18 protein-coding genes are annotated in these 20,487 nt (G+C 72.0%); 9 read left to right on the plus strand and 9 right to left on the minus strand.

Translation table 11 applies throughout. The annotated features are described in order from the left end of the window. Nucleotides 1-26 precede the first annotated feature (26 nt). Genes ACIBK9_RS37830 through ACIBK9_RS37840 form a run of 3 tightly spaced genes read left to right on the plus strand, consistent with a single transcriptional unit; the run spans nt 27 to nt 3,291 of the window. A complete protein-coding gene (locus ACIBK9_RS37830; RefSeq protein WP_352365555.1) occupies nt 27-791 on the plus strand; it encodes an ATP-binding cassette domain-containing protein in 765 nt (254 codons plus the stop codon). Then, a complete protein-coding gene (locus ACIBK9_RS37835) occupies nt 788-2,050 on the plus strand; it encodes a sugar ABC transporter permease (protein ID WP_397163573.1) in 1,263 nt (420 codons plus the stop codon). Before ACIBK9_RS37830 ends, ACIBK9_RS37835 begins: the two co-directional genes overlap by 4 nt. A 35-nt stretch (nt 2,051-2,085) precedes the next feature. Beyond that, a complete protein-coding gene (locus ACIBK9_RS37840; protein ID WP_352325906.1) occupies nt 2,086-3,291 on the plus strand; it encodes an ROK family transcriptional regulator in 1,206 nt (401 codons plus the stop codon). Here ACIBK9_RS37840 and ACIBK9_RS37845 read toward each other — a convergent pair. From ACIBK9_RS37845 to ACIBK9_RS37855, 3 genes are read right to left on the minus strand one after another with little or no spacing between them, the layout of a single operon-like run. Then, nucleotides 3,288-4,037 (minus strand): neutral zinc metallopeptidase, encoded by a 750-nt coding sequence (locus ACIBK9_RS37845; RefSeq protein WP_397163575.1) that lies wholly within the window; start codon nt 4,035-4,037, stop codon nt 3,288-3,290. The genes ACIBK9_RS37840 and ACIBK9_RS37845 overlap by 4 nt on opposite strands. A 36-nt stretch (nt 4,038-4,073) precedes the next feature. Beyond that, nucleotides 4,074-4,886, minus strand: a complete 813-nt coding sequence (locus ACIBK9_RS37850) for a neutral zinc metallopeptidase (RefSeq protein ID WP_397163576.1) — start codon at nt 4,884-4,886, stop codon at nt 4,074-4,076. Nucleotides 4,887-4,939: 53 nt separating this feature from the next. After that, nucleotides 4,940-5,836 carry a neutral zinc metallopeptidase gene (locus ACIBK9_RS37855; RefSeq protein ID WP_397163577.1) on the minus strand — a complete coding sequence of 299 codons (897 nt, stop codon included), beginning with the start codon at nt 5,834-5,836 and terminating at the stop codon, nt 4,940-4,942. Nucleotides 5,837-5,976: 140 nt separating this feature from the next. On the opposite strand from ACIBK9_RS37855, the gene dxs reads away from it, so the two are divergent. Further along, nucleotides 5,977-7,869, plus strand: coding sequence for a 1-deoxy-D-xylulose-5-phosphate synthase (gene dxs / locus ACIBK9_RS37860; protein WP_397163578.1), 1,893 nt, complete (start codon nt 5,977-5,979; stop codon nt 7,867-7,869). Here dxs and ACIBK9_RS37865 read toward each other — a convergent pair. Continuing rightward, nucleotides 7,814-8,452 carry a DedA family protein gene (locus tag ACIBK9_RS37865; protein ID WP_397163579.1) on the minus strand — a complete coding sequence of 213 codons (639 nt, stop codon included), beginning with the start codon at nt 8,450-8,452 and terminating at the stop codon, nt 7,814-7,816. The two genes, dxs and ACIBK9_RS37865, sit on opposite strands and share 56 nt — an antisense overlap. A gap of 90 nt (nt 8,453-8,542) precedes the next feature. Here ACIBK9_RS37865 and ACIBK9_RS37870 point away from each other — a divergent pair, with 90 nt between their 5' ends. Next, the gene (locus tag ACIBK9_RS37870; RefSeq protein WP_358284725.1) at nt 8,543-10,006 is read left to right on the plus strand and encodes an amino acid permease; all 1,464 of its coding nucleotides are present in this window, start codon (nt 8,543-8,545) and stop codon (nt 10,004-10,006) included. Nucleotides 10,007-10,048: 42 nt separating this feature from the next. On the opposite strand, the gene ACIBK9_RS37875 is transcribed toward ACIBK9_RS37870, so the two are convergent. The 4 genes from ACIBK9_RS37875 to ACIBK9_RS37890 form a co-directional block, all read right to left on the minus strand. Further along, nucleotides 10,049-10,444 carry an SSI family serine proteinase inhibitor gene (locus tag ACIBK9_RS37875; protein WP_397163581.1) on the minus strand — a complete coding sequence of 132 codons (396 nt, stop codon included), beginning with the start codon at nt 10,442-10,444 and terminating at the stop codon, nt 10,049-10,051. A gap of 88 nt (nt 10,445-10,532) precedes the next feature. Then, a complete protein-coding gene (locus ACIBK9_RS37880; protein ID WP_397163583.1) occupies nt 10,533-12,620 on the minus strand; it encodes a 3-hydroxyacyl-CoA dehydrogenase NAD-binding domain-containing protein in 2,088 nt (695 codons plus the stop codon). Next, nucleotides 12,617-13,780 (minus strand): thiolase family protein, encoded by a 1,164-nt coding sequence (locus ACIBK9_RS37885; RefSeq protein WP_387656872.1) that lies wholly within the window; start codon nt 13,778-13,780, stop codon nt 12,617-12,619. Before ACIBK9_RS37885 ends, ACIBK9_RS37880 begins: the two co-directional genes overlap by 4 nt. Nucleotides 13,781-13,841: 61 nt before the next feature. Beyond that, on the minus strand, nt 13,842-14,570 hold the full coding sequence (locus ACIBK9_RS37890) for a hypothetical protein (protein WP_397163585.1): 729 nt from the start codon (nt 14,568-14,570) through the stop codon (nt 13,842-13,844). Nucleotides 14,571-14,923: 353 nt separating this feature from the next. Here ACIBK9_RS37890 and ACIBK9_RS37895 point away from each other — a divergent pair, with 353 nt between their 5' ends. Next, nucleotides 14,924-16,312 (plus strand): LCP family protein, encoded by a 1,389-nt coding sequence (locus ACIBK9_RS37895; protein ID WP_397163586.1) that lies wholly within the window; start codon nt 14,924-14,926, stop codon nt 16,310-16,312. Nucleotides 16,313-16,325: 13 nt separating this feature from the next. On the opposite strand, the gene ACIBK9_RS37900 is transcribed toward ACIBK9_RS37895, so the two are convergent. Next, nucleotides 16,326-16,619, minus strand: coding sequence for a helix-turn-helix domain-containing protein (locus ACIBK9_RS37900; RefSeq protein WP_352365580.1), 294 nt, complete (start codon nt 16,617-16,619; stop codon nt 16,326-16,328). A gap of 93 nt (nt 16,620-16,712) precedes the next feature. Between ACIBK9_RS37900 and ACIBK9_RS37905 the strand changes: the two genes are divergently transcribed. From ACIBK9_RS37905 to ACIBK9_RS37915, 3 genes are all read left to right on the plus strand, one after another. Next, nucleotides 16,713-18,140, plus strand: a complete 1,428-nt coding sequence (locus ACIBK9_RS37905; protein WP_397163588.1) for an FAD-dependent monooxygenase — start codon at nt 16,713-16,715, stop codon at nt 18,138-18,140. Nucleotides 18,141-18,231: 91 nt separating this feature from the next. After that, nucleotides 18,232-19,335 carry a hypothetical protein gene (locus ACIBK9_RS37910; RefSeq protein ID WP_397163590.1) on the plus strand — a complete coding sequence of 368 codons (1,104 nt, stop codon included), beginning with the start codon at nt 18,232-18,234 and terminating at the stop codon, nt 19,333-19,335. A 124-nt stretch (nt 19,336-19,459) separates the two neighbouring features. After that, nucleotides 19,460-20,458, plus strand: coding sequence for a LacI family DNA-binding transcriptional regulator (locus ACIBK9_RS37915; RefSeq protein ID WP_397163592.1), 999 nt, complete (start codon nt 19,460-19,462; stop codon nt 20,456-20,458). The last annotated feature ends 29 nt before the right edge of the window (nt 20,459-20,487 follow it).

Raw genomic sequence — 20,487 nt, forward strand, 5'->3', positions numbered from 1 at the left:
GGCCGCGCCCCTCTTTAGGGAGCCCCATGACCCCCCTCCTCGAAGTGCGCGGGATCGACAAGAGTTTCGGTCCGGTGAAGGTGCTGCACGAGGTCGAGTTCTCCGCCTACCCCGGCGAGGTCACGGCGCTGGTCGGCGACAACGGCGCCGGCAAGTCGACGCTGGTCAAGTGCATCGGCGGCATCTACCCCATCGATTCGGGCCAGATCCTCTTCGACGGCCGCCAGGTCGCCGTCCACACCCCCCGGGACGCGGGCGAGCTCGGCATCGAGATCGTCTACCAGGACCTGGCGCTCTGCGACAACCTCGACATCGTCCAGAACATGTTCCTCGGCAGGGAACGCAAGAACGGCTTCCTGCTCGACGAGGACAGCATGGAGGAGCTGGCCGAGAAGACGCTCAGCAGCCTGTCCGTGCGCACGGTGAAGTCCATCAGGCAGCAGGTCTCCAGCCTGTCCGGCGGCCAGCGGCAGACCGTCGCGATCGCCAAGGCCGTGTTGTGGAACAGCAAGGTCGTCATCCTCGACGAGCCCACCGCGGCCCTCGGCGTGGCCCAGACGGCGCAGGTGCTCGAACTCGTGCGCAGGCTGGCCGACACGGGCCTCGCGGTCGTCCTCATCTCGCACAACATGAACGACGTGTTCGCCGTCTCCGACCGGATCGCGGCGCTCTACCTCGGCAGGATGGCCGCCCAGGTCAAGACCGCCGACGTGACGCACGCCCAGGTCGTCGAACTGATCACCTCGGGTCGCAGCGGCGAACTCGGCCTCAAGAACGGGGTCACCCCATGAGCAAGGTCAAGGAACTCCCGGGCGAGGCCATCGTCGCCGCCGCGCAGTCCCCGTCGATCGCGCACAGCGTGCGGGCGTACTGGGAGCGCGTCCGGGGCGGCGACATGGGCGCGCTGCCCGCCGTGCTCGGCCTGATCGTGCTCTGCACGGTCTTCGCCCTGGCCCGGCCCGCGTTCGTCACCTCGATCAACTTCGCCAACCTGTTCACCCAGGGCGCGAACGTCACGCTCATCGCCATGGGCCTGGTGTTCGTCCTGCTGCTGGGCGAGATCGACCTGTCGGCCGGCTTCGCCAGCGGCGTCTGCGCCGCGGTGCTCGCCGTCACGCTGGCCACCTTCGGCCTGCCCTGGTACGTCTGCGTCCTGGCCGCCATCGCCACCGGCGTGCTCATCGGCATCGTCCTGGGCACGCTGGTGGCCAAGGTCGGCATACCGTCGTTCGTGGTCACGCTGGCCGCCTTCCTGGCCTTCCAGGGCCTGGTCCTGGTGCTGGTCAACGAGGGCACGAACATCTCCGTCCGGGACAGCGTGATCGTCGCCGTCGCCAACAAGAACCTGCCGCCGCTGCTCGGCTGGATCCTGTACGCGGTGTGCGTGGCGGGCTTCGCGGCCGTGCAGCTCCTGCGGGCCAGGAACCGGTCCGCGCGCGGCCTGGTCGCCGACCCGCTGTCGCTGATCGCGGCCCGCGTGGGCGCCCTGGCGCTGCTCGGCGGGCTCGCGGTTTACGTGCTCAACCTGGAGCGCAGCCGCAACCCCGCGCTGGTCTCGCTCACCGGCGTGCCGATCGTGGTGCCGGTGATCGTCGTGCTGCTGGTGGTCTGGACGCTGGTGCTGCGGCGCACCGCGTTCGGCCGGCACCTGTACGCGGTCGGCGGCAACACCGAGGCCGCGCGCCGGGCGGGCATCCCGGTCGACCGCATCAAGATCGCGGCGTTCGTGATCTGCTCCGCGATGGCGGCGGTCGGCGGGATCGTGGCCGCCTCCCGGGCCAGCTCGGTCGACCCGAACACGGGCGGCAGCTCGGTGCTGCTGTACGCGGTCGGCGCGGCCGTCATCGGCGGCACCAGCCTGTTCGGCGGCAAGGGGCGGGTGCTCGACGCGGTGCTCGGCGGCGCCGTGGTGGCCGTGATCGAGAACGGCATGGGCCTGATGGGCTACGGTGCCAGCGTGAAGTACCTGGTCACCGGGTGCGTCCTGCTGCTCGCCGCGGGCGTCGACGCCCTGGCGCGCAAGCGGGCGGCTGCTGCTGGTCTAAGGTGATCAGCGACCCGCAGCCCCTGAAGGAACCCCAGACGATGCGTGCCGGACCGTCCCAGGAGGACATCAGGCGCCACAATCTCGGCGCGCTGCTTCGCCATGTCCATCTGGGCGGGCCGATCTCGCGCGCCGAGCTGACCTCGAAGATGGGGCTCAACCGCAGCACCATCATGGCGCTGACGTCCGACCTCACCGCCGCCGGGCTGGTGCGGGAGGAGCTGCCGCGCGAGACCGGCCGGGCCGGCCGGCCCTCGCTGGTGGTGCGCCCGGAGTCGGCGCGCGTCTACGTGTTCGCGTTCGACGTGGGCCCCGACCGGCTCGTGGCGGCGCGGGTGGGGCTGGGCGGCGTCATCCTCGACCGCAGGGAGACCACCCGCGACCGGGGCAGGTTCGCCCTCGACGAGCTGGCCGGGGTGCTGTCGGGGTTCGCCAGGCAGATGCGGCGCAAGACGCGCGACGACACCGTGTGCGTCGGCGCCGCCGCCGCCGTGTCCGGCGGGGTGCGCAAGGGCGACGGCGTGGTGACGTTCGGGCCCAATCTGATGGCCCACGACGTGCCGTTCGGCGAGGAGCTGGGCCGCAGGCTGGGCCTCGGGCTGCCGGTCAGCGTGGGCAACGACGCCAACCTGGCGGCCCTGGCCGAGCACAGCCGGGGCCTCGGCGTGGGCGTGCGCGACCTCATCTGCCTGCACGGCGACGTGGGCATCGGCGGCGGCATCATCACCGGCGGCCACCTGCTCGGCGGCTTCGACGGCTACGGCGGCGAGGTCGGCCACATGGTCGTCAACCCCGGCGGGCGCGAGTGCTCCTGCGGCTCGCACGGCTGTCTGGAGGCCGAGGTGGGGGAGCGGGCGCTGCTGGAGCTGGCCGGCCGTTTCGGGCCCGGCCAGCACGGCCGCGACGCGGTCCGCGCCGTGGTCGACGCGGCCGACCGGGGCGACATCGTCGCGCAGGAGGCGCTGAGCCGGGTCGGCGACTGGCTCGGGCTCGGCGTGGCGAACCTGGTCAACATCTTCAACCCGGAGATGGTGATCTTCGGGGGCATGTTGCGGGAGGTCTACCTCGGCTCGGCGGCGCAGGTCCGCACCCGGCTGGCGCTGCACGCCATGGCCCCCCAGCGCGAGCACGTACGGCTGCGCACGTCGGCGCTCGGCGACCATGTGACCCTGGTCGGGGCGGCCGAGCTGGCCTTCGCCCACGTGCTGGCCGACCCGCTGGAAGTGCTGGCCAGGGTCAGCTCCTAGCGCACCCGGGCCTTGGGGGCCGTCCAGGTGTCGCAGGCGGCGGCGGAGCCGTCGCGGTAACCGCGGTTCTGCCAGTAGGCCAGGTTGCGCGGGGCTCCGTGGATCTTGCTGTAGTCCGCCCGGCGGACGGCGTCCAGCCATTCGCGCCAGGTGACGTCGGGTTTGATCGAGGTGAGCGCGGCGCTGTAGAAGACGCCGGCGAAGCACTCGGCCTGCATCTCCAGCCGGTGGCTGAGCAGGGTGCGGGCCCCCGTGGAGGCGGGCTGGTACAGGGCGTTCTGCGCGTCCAGCACGCCGGTGAGCTCCTGGACGTGGTGTCCCCACTCGTGCGCGACGGAGTGCGCGATGTTCATCCGGAACGGGTCGTCCAGGTCGTGCTTCATGACGCGGATGACGATCGTGCGCTGCACCGGGCAGTACTGCGCGCCGTTGGCGGTGATCCGGCCGCAGACCGAGTCGGCGCCGGTGGTGACGGTCACCTCGGGCGGGGTGTAGGTCAGGCCCGCGGCCGCGAACCGGCCGGCCCAGAACCGGTCGGCGCACCTGGCCATGGCCCGGTGGAAGGACTTGAGCGAGGCTGCGCTGCCCGCCCGGATGGCGGGGACGGCGCAGGCCAGGCGTTCCCGTGAGACGACCGGCGCGGCCGACAACCCCCCTCGCGCCGGGCGGCCCGCCGCGGCCGACGGAGCCGACGACAGAAGAACCGCGATCATGCACATGGCGAGCGCCATGAGGGGAATGCGCACGATCGCGGATCTTAGAGGAGTTTGTACGAGTTTGGCTTAGCTGACCTTGCCCTTGGGGGCGGCCCAGGTGTTGCAGGAGCCCGCCGACTTGCCGGTGAAGCCGCGCTTGAGCCACCACGCGACGTTGGCGTCCGAGCCGTGGCTCAGGTCGGCCGAGGAGCGCGTCTTCACGCCGAGCGCGCTCAGGTCGGCCGGGTCGTGCGTGCCCTTGAGCAGGGAGTCGAACTCCTTCTGGCTACGGCCCAGCGAGTCCCAGACGCTGCCCATGAACACCCCGGCGTAGCACTCGGCCTGCAGCTCGGTACGGCGCACCGGCTCCAGGTTCTTCGGGTTGTCCAGGACGTACTCGCCGCGCTTGTTGTGCCGGAGCATGCCGGTGAGCTTCTGGACGTGGTGGCCGTACTCGTGGGCCACCACCAGCATCAGCACCGGGTCCGACGGCTCCTCCACGACGTTCGGGCTGAGCAGGAGGGTCATCGTCTTGTTGACCGGGCAGTACAGCGCCTGCGCCTCCCCCGGGAAGCCGCCGCAGCCCGTGGGGGCGCCCAGCTTGGTGATCACCTGGAACTTCGGCTTGCTGAAGGCGAAGCCCGCCTGCTTGAGCTTGGGGGCCCAGGCCTTGTCGAGGCATTCGAGCACCGCCTCGAAGTAGACCCGAGCCTCGTCCTCGGTCCCGGACCGGACCGGCGGCTCCTCGCACGTCCTGAGCGCGAGCCGGCCGGTCTTGTAGATCGGGTTCTTCGTCAGGACCGGCTTGCTCGCCGGGGCGGCCACGGCCGCGTGGGCCGTACCGGCGACGAAAACGCTCGCCAGTGCTCCGGCAATGATCGCCAATCGGGGGGTACGCATGGGAAGGCACACTACAAAAGAGAGAGATCAAGGTAAAGCGGAAATGCCAGACGTCACTGGACGTTTCGTGCAGCCGCCGCCCACGTGTTGCACGAGCCCGGCGCGCCCCGGTTGAAGCCCCTGGTCATCCAGGCCGCCTGCGTCGGGCCCTTGCCGTGGTCGTTCTGCGGCCAGCCCTTGGCGCCGTTCTTGTAGAACCACTCCACCGTGTAGGCCCAGTCGGACTGCGTGACCAGCGGCGACTCCTTCATCGTGCTCATGAAGATGGAGGAGAAGCACTCGGCCTGGAGCTCGGAGTTGCGCGACAACTGCAGGCGCCTGGCCTTGCTCGCGGTGGACCTGGCCGTCCAGTAGTAGTTCCAGATGCCGGAGGCCTGCTGGACGTGGTGGCCGTACTCGTGGGCGACCAGGCGGGTGATGCCGAGCGGGAACGGGTTGCGGAGCTGGTCGCGGCTGATCATCAGGTACATGGTGCGGTCCGTGGAGCAGTAGACGCCGTCGGCGCCGGTGTTCCACGCGCCGCAGGGCGTCCTGACCTTCTTGGTGATGATGCGCAGGCGCGGCTTGGTGAACGGCAGCCCCGCCTTGCGGAACTGGGCCGCCCACGTCTTGTTGAGGCAGTTCGTGACCCGGGTGAGGTAGCGGCGGTAGGCGATCATGCTGCCCGCGGGCAGGTCGCCGGGCTCGCAGTTCACGTCCACGAGCTTGCCGGTCTTGTACAGCGGGTTGGCCGTGGCCAGTGTCCTGCCGCCGGAGGTGGCCGGCCCCTTGCTCTTGGCGGTCGCCTTGGCCGGCGGCGAGGCGACCTGCTGCGCCTCGTTGATCGGCGAGCGCTCGGTCGAGGTCGTGGCGACGTCGGCGAGCACGAGCACCAGGGAGGCGGCGGCCAGGGCGAGCGCGATGGCCGCGCCGACCAATGCCGCGACCTTACCTTTAGGGACGGAGTTCATATGTCCTGCAAGACTAGGTCAAGATCTGACATAGGTGGGCGGATTTGACTCGATGGAGTCAGCGAGACGTCGGCGAACTAGACTCTTCTGCGTCGTCGAAAAGGAACAGACGGCGAACGAGGCAGAGGGGAGTCGCATCCGTGAGCGGGTTGCTGGGCTCGATAGAGGGACCGCACGACGTCAAACGGCTCGCTGTTGAGGAGCTGCCGCGGCTCGCGGGGGAGATCCGTGACCTGCTCGTCGACGCCTGCGCCAGGTTCGGCGGCCACCTCGGGCCGAACCTGGGCGTGGTCGAGCTCACCATTGCCGTCCACCGCGTCTTCGACTCCCCGCGCGACCCGGTCATCTGGGACACCGGCCACCAGGCGTACGTGCACAAGCTGCTCACCGGCCGCGCGGCCGGCTTCGAGGCGCTCAAGCAGGAGGGCGGCCTGTCCGGCTACCCGAGCCAGACCGAGTCCGAGCACGACTTCGTCGAGAACTCCCACGCCTCCACCGCGCTGTCCTACGCCGACGGCCTGGCCAAGGCGTTCAAGCTGCGCGGCGAGCGCGAGCGCACGGTCGTCGCGGTGATCGGCGACGGCGCGCTCACCGGCGGCATGGCCTGGGAGGCGCTGAACAACATCGCCGCGATCAAAGACCTGCCCGTCGTGATCGTGGTCAACGACAACGGCCGCTCCTACTCCCCGACCATCGGCGGCCTGGCCTCCCACCTGTCCTCGCTGCGCGTCAACCGCCGCTACGAGGACATGCTCGAATACGTCAAGGACAAGCTCGGGAACGTTCCCGTCCTCTACGACGCCCTCCACGGCTTCAAGAAGGGCGTCAAGGACGTCCTGGCCCCGCAGGTCATGTTCGAGGACCTCGGCCTGAAGTACGTCGGCCCCATCGACGGCCACGACGAGCAGGCCATGGAGGCGGCGCTGCGCAAGGCCCGCGCCTTCCGCGGCCCGGTCATCGTCCACGCCCTCACCCAGAAGGGCCGCGGCTACACCCCCGCCGAGAACCACGACGAAGACCAGTTCCACTCGCCCGGCGCCTTCGACCGCGCCACCGGCGCCGAGAAGCCCAAGCCGCGCATCTGGACCAACGTCTTCAGCGAGGAGCTGGTCAGGCTCGGCAAGGAGCGCGAGGACCTGGTCGCCATCACCGCGGCCATGCTCCACCCCACCGGCCTCAACGCCTTCGCCGACGCCTTCCCCGACCGCATCTACGACGTCGGCATCGCCGAGCAGCACGCGCTCACCAGCGCCGCCGGCCTGGCGCTCGGCGGCCTGCACCCGGTCGTGGCCGTCTACGCCACCTTCCTCAACCGGGCCTTCGACCAGCTCCTGATGGACGTCGCCCTGCATCGGCTGCCGGTCACCGTCGTCCTCGACCGGGCCGGCGTCACCGGCGACGACGGCGCCAGCCACAACGGCATGTGGGACCTGTCGATCCTCCAGGTCGTGCCCGGCCTGCGGATCGCGGTGCCGCGCGACGGCGACCGCGTCACCGAGCTGCTGCGCGAGGCCGTGGAGGTCACCGACGGGCCGACCGTGCTGCGCTTCCCCAAGGGCCCGGTGGCCGAGCCACTTGAGTCCGTGGGCCGCCTGGGCGAGATGGACCTGCTGCGGGCCGCCGAGGGCGAGCCGGACGTGCTGCTGGTGGGCGTCGGCCCGATGGCGCACGTGTGCATGGAGGCGGCCGTCCTGCTCGACGCGCAGGGCATCTCGGCCACCGTGGTCGACCCGCGCTGGGTCAAGCCGCTCGACGAGGCGCTGACGCTGGCCGCCGGCGCCCACAAGCTGGTCGCCGTGGTCGAGGACAACGGCCGCGTGGGCGGCGTGGGCGACGCCGTGGCCCGCCTGCTCCGCGACGCCGACGTCGACGTCCCGGTGCGCACCTTCGGCATCCCGCAGGAGTTCCTCGACCACGCCAAGCGGGCCGCGATCCTCGGCCGCATCGGCCTGACCGGCCAGGACCTCGCGCGCCAGATCACCGAGGCCGTCGCGAAGCGGACCTCCCGCGTGGAGCAGCCGGTCCGCCGTTGAGCACCCGGCGGACCACGGCGGTGATCGCCAGCATGACGACCACCGCCGCGGCCGCCGCCGGCAGCAGCAGGCCCGCCTCCCGCCGCGCCATCTGCCCGGCCACCGCCCCCAGCACGACGTACGTGCTCACCCACGCCGTGCTGCCCAGCAGGGCCCACGGCATGAACCGGCGGTAGGGCATGCCCACCGCGCCCGCCAGGGCCGGCGTCAGCGCGTGCACCACCGGCAGGAAGTAGGCCAGGGCCAGCGCCCAGCCGCTGCGCCGCAGGATCTGCTCCGCCCGGCTCCAGCGCTCCTCGCCGACGCGCCGGCCGAGCCTGCTGTCGCGCAGGCGGGGGCCGTACCGGCGGCCCAGGCGGTGGCCGCCCGTCGCGCCCAGGAGGCAGGCCAGCACGCCGGTGCCGATCAGGGCCAGCGTCTCCGGCACGCCGCCCGACGTGGCGCCCGCGACGATCAGCAGGCCGTCGCCCGGCGTGATCAGGCCGATCCCGACCGAGGCGTCCAGCGTCAGGAAGACCAGGACGAGCGCCAGCACCACCGCCACGTCCTGACCGGCCAGCGTGTCCAGCAGGTCGTCCACCATGATGCGGGTCCGCTACCCCCGACGAGGCGCTTCACCGGCCGGCGCGGCCCGAGCGCATGATCACGGAGGGTCTGGGAAGGATCGCTGATCGTGGACATCTTTCGCACGAAGAGCGTCGAACAGTCGATCCGCGACACCGAGACTCCCGAGCATCAGCTGCGTAAACGCCTGACCGCCATGGACCTGATGGTGTTCGGCATCGGCGTGATCGTCGGCACCGGGATCTTCGTGCTCACCGGCCAGGTGGCCAAGGAGGTGGCCGGGCCGGCGGTCGCGGTCTCGTTCGTCGTGGCGGCCGTCGTGTGCGGACTGGCGGCGCTGTGCTACGCCGAGTTCGCCTCGACGATCCCCGTGGCCGGGTCCGCCTACACCTTCTCCTTCGCCACCCTCGGCGAGTTCCCCGCCTGGGTGATCGGCTGGGACCTGATCCTGGAGCTGGCGCTGGCCGCGGCCGTGGTGTCGGTCGGCTGGTCGGGCTACTTCGCCTCGATGCTCGACTCCGTCGGCATCCACCTGCCGGCCTCCATCGCGGGCGACGATCCCGTGGTCAACGTGCCCGCGGTGGCCATCGTGCTGATCCTCACCGCGATCCTGGTGGCCGGCATCAAGATCTCCTCGCGGGTCAACCTGATCCTGGTGATCACCAAGATCACGGTGGTGCTGCTGGTCATCGTGGCGGGGCTGTTCTTCGTCAAGGCCGCCAACTACACGCCCTTCATCCCCGAGCCGGTGGCCTCGCCGCGGGTCGAGGGGCTGAAGGCGCCGCTGATCCAGGTGCTGTTCGGGGTCACGCCCGTCGCGTTCGGCGTGATCGGCATCTTCTCGGCCGCGGCGATCGTGTTCTTCGCCTTCATCGGCTTCGACATCGTGGCCACCGCCGCCGAGGAGACCGTGCGCCCGCAGCGCGACGTGCCGCGCGGCATCATCGGCTCGCTGGCCGTCTGCACGATCCTCTACGTCGCCGTCTCGCTGGTCGTGGTCGGCATGCAGCCGTACAAGCAGCTGAGCACGAGCGCGCCGCTGTCGGACGCGTTCACCGCCGTCGGCCATCCCTGGCTGGCCGCCATCATCAGCGTGGGCGCCATCGCCGGTCTGACGACCGTGGTGCTGGTGCTGCTGCTCGGGCAGACCCGGGTGTTGTTCGCCATGTGCCGCGACGGCCTGCTGCCGCGCCGGCTGGCCGTCGTCCACCCGACCTTCGGCACGCCCGCCAGGCTCACCGTCCTCATCGGCCTGGTGACCATGGCGCTGGCCGGGTTCGTGTCGTTCGGGGAGCTGGCCGAGCTGGTCAACATCGGCACGCTGTTCGCGTTCATGGTGGTGTCCGTCGGCGTGATCGTGCTCCGGCGCACCCGGCCGGACCTGGAGCGGGCCTTCCGGGTGCCGATGGTGCCGCTGCTGCCGATCCTGTCGGTGCTGGCCTGCCTCTACCTGATGCTCAACCTGCCGCTGGAGACCTGGCTCAGGTTCGTCGTCTGGATGATCATCGGGGTGGTCGTCTACTTCGCCTACGGCTACCGGCACAGCAGGCGGGGCGCAGTGCCCGGCCGGTGACGCGCGAGGGGGGCGGGCCGGCCGCCCGCCCCCCTCACCCGCTCAGATCGCCAGGAGCGTTCCGAGGCCCGCCTTCATCGTGCAGGCGTTGGTGTAGACCTTGCCCCACTGGACGGTCTTGCCGTACCACTTGCCGAGGATCATGACGGCGCGCGGCTCCACCTCCTTGCCGCAGGCCGCGGCCGCCTTCGGCGAGACGTTGATCTTGGCCGGGTCGCCCTTCACCTTGCGCAGGAGCTCGCAGGCGGCGTGGGCGGAGGGGTGGGTGCCGCCGTCGGGGCTGCAGTTGAGCCAGGCGCCCTTGGTGGGGCCGTTCTTCACTGCCACGGTGACCTTGAGGACGGCCTTGGGGGTGGGGGGCGCCGCCGCCAGGGAGGGCGACGACGCGCCCAGCACGAGGGCTCCGCACAGAGCGATCGTGCCGACTGCTCGCATCATGGTTACTCTCCGTTCGTAGGACGGCACAGTACGCTACGGCGAAGTCGGCCATGACGTACGGAGACCCGCCGGGCGGGCCTCCGTAAAATCACGCGGGCAGCGAGGCCACACCGGGCGGAAGGAACCGGGGCTGGGCGATCCCCGACCTGTCCAGATAAGGCGTGATGCCACCCAGATGGAACGGCCAGCCGGCGCCCAGGATCATGCACAGGTCGATGTCCTGCGGCCCGGCGACGACGCCCTCGTCCAGCATGATCCGGATCTCCCGGGACAGCGCCCCGAGCACGCGCTCGCGGACCTGCTCGGCCGTGGACGGCGACGTGCCGCCGGCGAACAGGGCCACCGCCTCCGGGTCGAGCGAGAAGTCCGGACGGTAGACGCCCGGCTTGCCCGAGGCGACCAGCTTGGCCATGTTCTCCGAGACGCCGAACCGCTCGGGGAAGGCCGCGTGCAGCGTCTCGGCGACGTGCAGGCCGACGGCCGGGCCGACGAGCTGCAGCAGCGCGAACGGCGTCATCGGCAGCCCCAGGCCGTCGAGCGCGTGCTCGGCGACCTCCAGCGGCGTGCCCTCGTCCACGGCGGCCACGACCTCGCCCATGAAGCAGGTCAGCAGCCGGTTGACCACGAACGCCGGCGCGTCCTTGACCAGCACGGACGACTTCCGCAGCGACTTGCCCACCGCGAACGCCGTGGCCAGCGTGGCGTCGTCGGTCGAGGCGCCCCTGATGATCTCCAGCAGCGGCATCACGGCGACCGGGTTGAAGAAGTGGAACCCGACCAGCCGCTCGGGGTGCGCCAGCCCGGCGCCCATCTCGGTGAGCGAGAGCGAGGAGGTGTTGGTGGCGAGCACGCACTCGGCCGACACCACGGCCTCGACCTCGGCGAACACCTGCTTCTTGACCGCCATGTCCTCGAAGACGGCCTCGATGACGAAGTCGGCGTCGGCGAAGGCGTCCTTGGTCAGGGAGCCGGTGACCAGGGACTTGATCCGGTTGGCCTGGTCGGCCGAGACGCGGCCCTTGCCCAGCAGCTTGTCGACCTCGGCGTGCACGTACCCCACGCCCTTGTCCAGGCGGGACTGGTCGAGGTCGGTCAGCACGACCGGGACCTCCAGGCGGCGGGCGAACAGCAGCGCCATCTGCGAGGCCATCAGCCCGGCGCCCACGACGCCGACCTTGGTGACCTTGCGGGCCAGCGACCTGTCCGGCGCGCCGGCTGGACGCTTGGCCCGGCGCTGGACCAGGTCGAAGGAGTAGAGCCCGGCCCGCAGCTCGTCGCCCATCAGCAGGTCGGCCAGCGCCTGCGTCTCGGCGGCGAAGCCCTCGTCGCGCGAGGCGGTCGCGGCCAGCGCGATCAGGTCGAGCGCCCGGTAGGGGGCGGGGGAGGCGCCGCGCAGCTTCATGTCCACCAGGAAGCGCGCGTCGGCGACGGCCTTGTCCCAGCCGTCGTGCTCCTGCCGCTCGACGGCGACCTCGCCCTTGACCACGCGGGCGGCCCAGCGCAGCGACTCCTCCAGGAAGTCGGCCGGCTCGAACATCGCGTCCGCGACGCCCAGCTTGTACGCGTCCGCGCCCTTGATCATGCGGTTCTGCGACAGCGGGTTCTCGATGATCAGCTTGATCGCGTTCGCCGGGCCGATCAGGCGGGGGAGCAGCTGCGTGCCGCCCCAGCCGGGCACCAGGCCGAGGAAGCACTCGGGCAGCGCCACCGCGGGCACGCCGGAGGAGATCGTCCGGTACGCGCAGTGCAGCGCGATCTCCAGGCCGCCGCCCATGGCCGCGCCGTTGACGAACGCGAACGTCGGGATCGGCAGCTCGCCCAGCCTGCGGAAGACGTGGTGGCCCAGCGCGCCGATGGCCTCGGCCTCCTCGCGGGAGGCCACGGCGGCCGCGCCCTTGAGGTCGGCGCCGACGGCGAAGATGAACGGCTTGCCGGTGACGCCCACGGCGGCCAGGTCGGTGCGCTCCGCGATCCGCGACAGGGCCTCCTCCAGCGCGAACAGGCCGTGCGGGCCGAAGGTGTTGGGCTTGGTGTGGTCGAAGCCGTTGTCCAGGGTGATCAGGGCCATCGTGCCGGCGCCGCCGGGCAGCGGCACGTCGCGCACGAGGGCCTTGGTGACGACCTCGTCGGTGTTGCGCCCGCTCAGCAGCGCGCGCCAGGTCTCGATGTCGCTCATGCCAGGTTCTCCCAGATCACAGTGCCGCCCATGCCCATGCCGACGCACATGGTGGTGATGCCGTACCGCACGTCGGGCCGCTCGCCGAACTGGCGGGCGAGCTGCGTCATGAGCCGCACGCCCGAGGAGGCCAGCGGGTGGCCGAAGGCGATCGCGCCGCCGTAGGGGTTGACGCGCTGGTCGTCGTCGGCGATGCCGAAGTGCTCCAGGAAGGCCAGCACCTGGACGGCGAACGCCTCGTTGATCTCGAACAGGCCGATGTCGCCGATGGACAGCCCGGCCAGCCGCAGCGCCCGCTCGGTGGACGGGATCGGGCCCACGCCCATCACCTCGGGGTCCACGCCCGCGAAGGCGTAGGAGACCAGGCGCATCTTCGGCGTCAGGCCCAGCTCGCCGGCGACCTCGCGGGCGGCCACGATGCAGCCGGTGGCGCCGTCGTTGATGCCGGAGGAGTTGCCCGCGGTGACGTTGCCGTGCGGGCGGAAGGGCGTCTTGAGCGCGCCCAGCGCCTCCATCGTGGTGCCGGGGCGCGGCGCCTCGTCCTCGGCGGCCAGGCCCCAGCCCTTCTCGGCCGTCCGGACCGCGGTGGGCACGAGGTCGGGCTGGATCTTGCCGTCGGCGTACGCCTTGGCCGCCTTCTCCTGCGAGAGCACCGCGTAGGCGTCGGCGCGCTCCTTGGAGATCGACGGGTAGCGGTCGTGCAGGTTCTCGGCGGTCATGCCCATGACCAGCGCGCTCGGGTCGACCAGCTTCTCCGACAGGAACCGCGGGTTGGGGTCCACGCCCTCGCCCATGGGGTGGCGGCCCATGTGCTCGACGCCGCCGGCGATGGCCACGTCGTAGGCGCCGAAGGCGATGCCGCCCGCGACCGTGGTGACCGCGGTCATCGCGCCCGCGCACATGCGGTCGATCGCGTAGCCGGGGACGCTCTTGGGCAGTCCGGCCAGCACCGCCGCCGAGCGGCCGATGGTCAGGCCCTGGTCGCCGATCTGGGTCGTCGCGGCGATGGCCACCTCGTCCACGCGCTCGGGAGGCAGACCGGGGTTGCGCCGGATGAGCTCGCGGATGACGCGGACGACCATGTCGTCGGCGCGGGTCTCCGCGTACAGTCCCTTCGGCCCTGACCTGCCGAAGGGCGTGCGTACGCCGTCGACGAACACTACGTCACGAGAGGAAGGCACGGATTCGCTCCTCGTTCTTGGATGGGGTTCCGCGCCTATGCTACTCGTCGGTAACCACCCCGCAGACGAGGGCGGCGGTCAGCAGCGCGTAAACGATCGGCATGGGCGGTTCCCAGAGATGGGCGCGGGCTCCGAGCAGGGCGGCGACCGCCACGGCCGCGCCCGTCCAGAGCGCCGCGCCCCCTCGTGGACGCGCGCCCCGGCCGGGATCCCACGGATCGCCAGGTGATCCTCCCGGACGACCGGCGCGCGCCACTATCCCCAGGGCGTCCCGTGCCCACCAGATGAGGAACGACACCCCCGCGGCCAGGCCGATCACCATGGCGGCCTCGACGGCCCAGCTCAGGGCGTCGGCGAAGGCGTACAGAGCGGCCGCCCTGAACTGGCCTGGAGAGGTGGCGCCGAGCAGCAGCAGCACGGCCCAGCCGGACGCGACGCCGAGCCGGCTCAGCGGACGCCGCCGGGCCGAAGGCGGCACGGCGAACAGTTCGCGCTCGCGCCGGCGCACCAGGCGCGCCCGCGCGCCCCACACCAGTTGGGTGACCACAAGGACGGGCAGCGCGATCGCGAACACCGCCAGCGAGAGCACGGCGAGCGGTAACGTCTGCTCTCTGGTCGGCGCGCGGTCGGCCAGCACCTGTGACGTGGCCAGCAGCGCGATCGAGCCGGCGAGCGCGACGAAGACGGCCCGGCGGGCGGTCCGGGCGGCGGTGCGCAGCCCGGCCAGCGCCTCGGCGCCTGGAGGGGGCGCCATCTCGGTCAGAAGCATGGACGTCATGATGGCGTCACGGACCGTAGTGACGCCGTGGATTCGCGCGCATTGCATGGAGCCCTCGCCGGACGCGTCCGCCGGAGGCTGCTATGGGGTGAAATTTGCGACACGCCGTATATACGGCGGATTATCAGTATGCTGCGCGTCACACCAGAGGGGGCCGCGCTCTGCGAGGGGCGCGCGGGGGTGCGTCCTGTGCGGGCGCGCGTAGAGGGGGGCGCGTGAGCGAGGGCCGGAGAGCGCCGGAACGGCCGCAGCATCGCCCCGACCGCCGCCCCGACCGCCGCCCCGATCAGCGCCCCGACCGTCGCCTGGACCGGCCTCCGGGGCCTGCGCGGCGGATCACGCCGATGGCGTGGGTGAGCATGGCGCTGACGTTCGTGCTGGTCGTCGTCACGCTGGGCGGGTACGCGTACTACCGCAGCATCTTCGCCGACATCCCGATCCTGCCGCCCGTGGAGGCCGGGTCGCGGCCGCCCGAGACCGGCGCGCTCAACGTGCTGCTCGTCGGCTCGGACTCGCGCGAGGGCGACAACAAGAAGTACGGCGCGAAGTCGCAGGGCCTCGGCGAGCGCACCGACACGATCATGGTGTTGCACATCTCCCCGGACCGGGACAAGGCCACCATGATCAGCTTCCCCCGGGACACCATGGTCATGATCCCGCAGTGCCGGAGCCGCACCGGCACGATGCTGGCCGGCGGGCTGCGCCAGATCAACTCCGCCTTCAACGACGGCGGCATCAACTGCACGGTCCGCACGCTGGAGTCGCTCACCAACATCAAGATCAACCACATCGTGAAGGTGGACTTCACCGGCTTCAAGGGCATCGTCGACGCTCTCGGCGGCATCGAGATCTGCCTGCCCAAGGCGGTCAACGACCCCAAGGCCAAGCTCGTGCTCAGCGCGGGCAAGCACGTCGTCAAGGGCGAGCAGGCCCTCGGGTACGTGCGCACCCGCTACGCCCTCGGCGACGGCAGCGACCTCGGCCGCATCCAGCGCCAGCAGGTCTTCCTCACCAAGGTGCTGGACAAGATCACCGATGGCGGGCTGCTCACCGACCCCGCCAAGCTCAACGCGTTCCTGCGGGCCGGGGTCAAGGCCGTCTCCCTGGACAGCGAGCTCGCGCAGCCGGACCGGATGCTGGAGATCGCCAGAAGTGTCCAGGGGCTGACCGCCAAGGAGCTCAAGGGCATCACCGTGCCGGTGGAGGCGTACCCGGCCGACAAGAACCGGGTGCAGCTCAAGCAGCCGGACGCGCGCAACTTCTTCGAGGCCGTGCGCTCCGACGTCAACGTGACCCCGCCCTCGGCCGCCGCCAAGCCGAAGGTCGAGAACGGGCAGGTGCGCGTCCAGGTGCTCAACGGCACCACCGAGCTCGGCAAGGCCGGTCAGGTGGCCGACGAGCTGGCCGACCAGGGGTTCGCCGTCGTCCAGGTCGGCAACGCCGCGCCGGTGGCCACCACGTCGATCCGGTACGCGAAGAAGGATGCCGACAACGGCGCCGTCTACGGGGACGCCGTGGCCGCCCGGCTGTCGAAGGACAAGCGCACGCCGGTGGCGGGCAAGGTCGCCCCGGTGAACCCGAAGCCGTACGCGACCAAGGTCACCCCGCTGCCCGACGGGCCGATCGTGCAGCTCGTCATCGGGGCCGACTGGCCGGGCGTGCGGGTGGCGTCGGCGATCCCGGGCTCGCTCAAGGACAAGGTGGTCGACTCCACCACGAACCCCTGCCTGTGACCCGGCCGGCGGGTTAGAGGTCCTCGGCCAGCAGCAGATCGACCAGGCCGGGGAAGCGGGCGTCGAGGTCGTCGCGGCGCAGCCGGATGAACAGCTTGCGGCCCTCCGGGCGCTGGCAGATGACGCCGGCCTCGCGCAGCACCCGCCAGTGGGCGGTCAGCGTCGACTTCGGCACGTCGGCCACGACCTCGCCGCAGAACAGCTCGTCCCCCGAGGCCAGCGCGCGCACGATCTTGGCGCGTACGGGATGGCCGAGCGCGGCGAGCACCTCCACCAACTGGATCTGGTCACGCGACGGGTGCAGCATGCCGCCATTGTACGGATAACACGAACGGTGATTTGACGGACATTGTTCGTATGTACGAAGATTACGTACTCATCCGGGTTCGAGGAGGCTCCTGTGTTCGATGTCGCCGTGGTGGGTGGCGGGCCCGTGGGCATGTTGCTCGCCGCCGAGCTGGGCCTGCAGGGGGTGCGGCCGCTGGTGCTCGAACGGCTCGCCGTGCCGACCGGCCAGTCCAAGGCCGGGACGCTGCACGCGGGCACGGCTCGGAGTCTGGACCGGCGCGGGCTGCTGGAGGCGGTGGGGCGGTCCACGTACGGGAGCGTGAGCTTCCACTTCTCCGGCATGTTCGGGCTCGACCTCGGCGCGGTCTCGGACGGCGGCCCGAGCATCGTGGGCAGCCCGCAGGCGTGGGCCGAGCAGGTGTTCGCCCGCCGCGCGGCGGCCGTGGGCGCGGAGATCCGGCGCGGCCAGGAGGTCACCGGCCTGGAGCAGCGGGACGACCACGTCGCCCTGACCGTGAACGGCCGCGAGCTGACCGCCCGGTACGTCGTCGGCGCCGACGGCGCGCGCAGCGTCGTGCGCAAGGCCGCCGGCATCCCGTTCACCGGCGCCGGGGCCCGCGTCGCCGCCCTCATGGGCGACGTGCGGCTGCTCGACCCGTACACGGTGCCGCCGGGCTACACGCGTACGCCGCGGGGCTGGGCCATCGTCTGGCTCGACCCCGCCGGGCACAGCCGCGTCACCACCTACGACTTCCGCGCGCCGCACGCCGACCGGGAGGCGCCCGTCGCGATCGAGGAGCTCCAGGAGGCGGCCGAGCACATCCTCGGCGTCCCGGTCCCGATGGCCGGCGCGCGCAACCTGTCCCGGTACGGCGACGCCGCCCTGCAGGCCGAGACCTACCGCGCGGGCCGCGTCCTGCTGGCCGGGGACGCCGCGCACGTGCACTTCCCGTGGGGCGGCCAGGGGCTCAACACCGGCCTGGGGGACGCCTTCAACCTGGGCTGGAAGCTGGCCGCCGAGGTGCGCGGCGAGGCCCCCGCCGGGCTGCTGGACAGCTACCACGCGGAGCGGCATCCGGTCGGCGCGCGGGTGTTGTGGAACGTCCGGGCCCAGAGCGCGCTGGCCCACCCCGACCCGGCCGTCGACCCGCTGCGCGAGCTGTTCGCCGAGCTGATGCGGTTCGACCAGGTCAACGAGTACCTGAGCGGGATGATCGCCGGGGTGGACACCGCCTACGACGTGGGCGTGCCCGGAGCCGGGCGGATGGCTCCCGACCTGGCGGTCAAGACGGCCGGCGGCGTGGTGCGCACCGCGGAGCTGCTGCGCGGCGGCCGGGCGCTGCTGCTGGACCTCGGCGGGCGCGACGACCTGGTGGCGGCGGCCGCTCCGTGGGCGGACCGGCTGGAGATCGTGCGGGGCGGCGCGGAGCACGACGCCGAGGCGCTGCTCGTGCGTCCCGACGGTTACACGGCCTGGACGTCGGAGGCGCGGGGGCATCCGCTGGAGGCGGCGCTCGCCCGCTGGCTGGGGCGAATGTGACGCAGAGTAACTTTAGGGAAACATGTGAAATATCCGGACAAGTCTGTTAAGAAAGGTCGCGGTCCGTATTCAGAGCTAGAGAGGTTCCATCGTGGCGCGCGACGAGAACGACAGGCCGTACGAGGATGGGCAGGGTAAACCGTTAAACCCGGAGCTGACCGGAGACGTGCTGTCCCCCCGGTGGAGCACCGAGGACACCGACGAGCAGCCCGCGATCCAGGTCTCCGGCAACGAGACCTACATCCTCCCGGCCGGCCAGGCCGCGCAGCCCGTCGAAACCCCGGCGACCCCCGCGCCTCCCGCGACCCCGGCCGACGCGCCGCACGACGTGCTCGACGGCCCGAGCGGCCCGCACGACGTCCTGGACGGGCCGAGCGGGTCCCATGAGGCCCTGAGCGGGCCGCACGAGACGCTGGCCGGGCCCTACGAGGGCCTGAGCGGGCCGCACGCCGTCGTCGAGGCGGACGGGCCCGGCGTTCCCGGCGGTGACCCGGCGGCCGACGACGACCTGCCCTACCTGCCGCTGGATCAGGGCTACAAGCCCGACGGCGACGACGACGCGGGTGAGACCCGGCGCGGCTTCCTCGGCTCCGGCTGGACCGACGACGCCGACGACCGCCGGGGCGGCGCCGGGCGCGATGGCGAGGTGCGCCGGCGTACCAGGGTGCTGGTGCTGGCGGCCGCCGCGGTGGTGCTGGTCGGCGCCGGGGCGGGCTGGCTGCTCACCGGCACCTCCTCCGACGACCCGTGCGGGGTCGGCGCCTGCGCCGGCGCGAGCCAGGTCACCGCCCCGCCGCAGAGCGCGCTCCCGGAGGAGACCGAGTCCGCCCCCGAGCCCGAGGAAACGGACACCGCCGAGCCGACCGTGTCCGAGACCGTAACCCCCACCCCCGTGGCCCGCCGCCCCCGTCCCACCCGCGAGCCGTCGGCGCGGCCCACCGCCACCCGCGAGAGCCGTCCGACGGCCACGCCCGACGAGAAGGTCACCCACGGCCCGCAGGACGGGATGAACGAGACCTCCGACGGGACCCCCGAGGACTCGGCCGAGGAGTCGGCGAAGGCGCCCGCCACCAGGCAGCCGGAGCGGCAGGAGAGCGCACCCCCCACCCAGGCTCCGCCCGCGCAGCAGGAGCAGCCCGCCCCCGCGCCGAGCGAGAAGAAGGGCCTGTTCGACATCCTGTTCCCCTGGGCGTGAGGGTCCCGTCGCCGTCCTGGTGAGCGCGGTGCCGCGAGTTGTGTCGCCGCCGTCGGCGGGCGTGCGAGGATGCGGAGCCAGGTCGTCGTCTGGCAGACTTGGAAACCGCTTTCCGGGAGGTCTCGTGGTCACGCTTGAGGACGTCGCCAAACAGGCCGGCGTCTCCCTCGCCACCGCCTCGCGGGTGCTCAACGGCAGCACCCGCCAGGTGGGCGCGACCCTGCGGGCCCGTGTCGAACGGGCCGCCGACGAGCTCGGCTACCGCGCCAACATCGCCGCCCAGACGCTGGCCCGGGGGGCGAGCAACGTCATCGGCATCGTCGTCCACGACCTGACCGACCCCTACTTCGCCGCGCTGGCCGACGGCGCGATGCGGGCCGCCGCCGCCGAGGGCATGCTCGTCATGGTGGGCACCACCCACCGCGACCCCGAGCAGGAGATCGCCTACGTCGCCACCATGAACGCCCAGCGCGTGCGCGCCGTGCTGCTGGTCGGCTCGCGGGTCGCCGACCCCGCCGTGACCGGGCGGCTGCGCGAGGAGCTGGCCCGCTACCAGGAGGGCGGCGGGCGGGCCGCGTGCGTCGGCCAGGACCTGCTCGGCGTGGACACCGTCGCGCCCGCCAACCGGGCCGGCGCCGCGGCCATGGCCCGCGCGCTGGCCGGGCTCGGGCACACCCGCTTCGCCGTGCTGGCCGGGCCGCCCCACCTGGTGACCGCCGCCGACCGGTGCGAGGGGTTCACGCAGGCGCTGCGGGAGCTGGGCCTGCCCGAGCCCGTCGTGGTCCACGGGCCGTTCGACCGCGACGGCGGCTACCGGGCCGCGACCGAGATCGGCGCGGCGACCTGCGTGTTCGCGGTCAACGACGTGATGGCCGTGGGCGCGCTGGCCGCCTGCCGCGAGCGCGGGATCCGGGTGCCCGAGGACGTCTCGGTGGCCGGGTTCGACGACATCGTCACGCTGCGTGATCATGTGCCGGCGCTGACGACCGTGCGGCTGCCGCTGCCGGACATGGGGGCGCGGGCCCTGGAGCTCGCGCTCGGCCGCGAGGACGCCGCCGCCCCCGTGGTCGAGCACGTCGCGGGCGAGGTCGTGCTGCGGGAGAGCGTCAGGAGGATGGCGTGAGCGTGACGGGCGCGGAAGCCGGGGTGACG

The organism is Nonomuraea sp. NPDC050227 (assembly GCF_044459705.1).
Taxonomy (GTDB): Bacteria; Actinomycetota; Actinomycetes; order Streptosporangiales; family Streptosporangiaceae; genus Nonomuraea.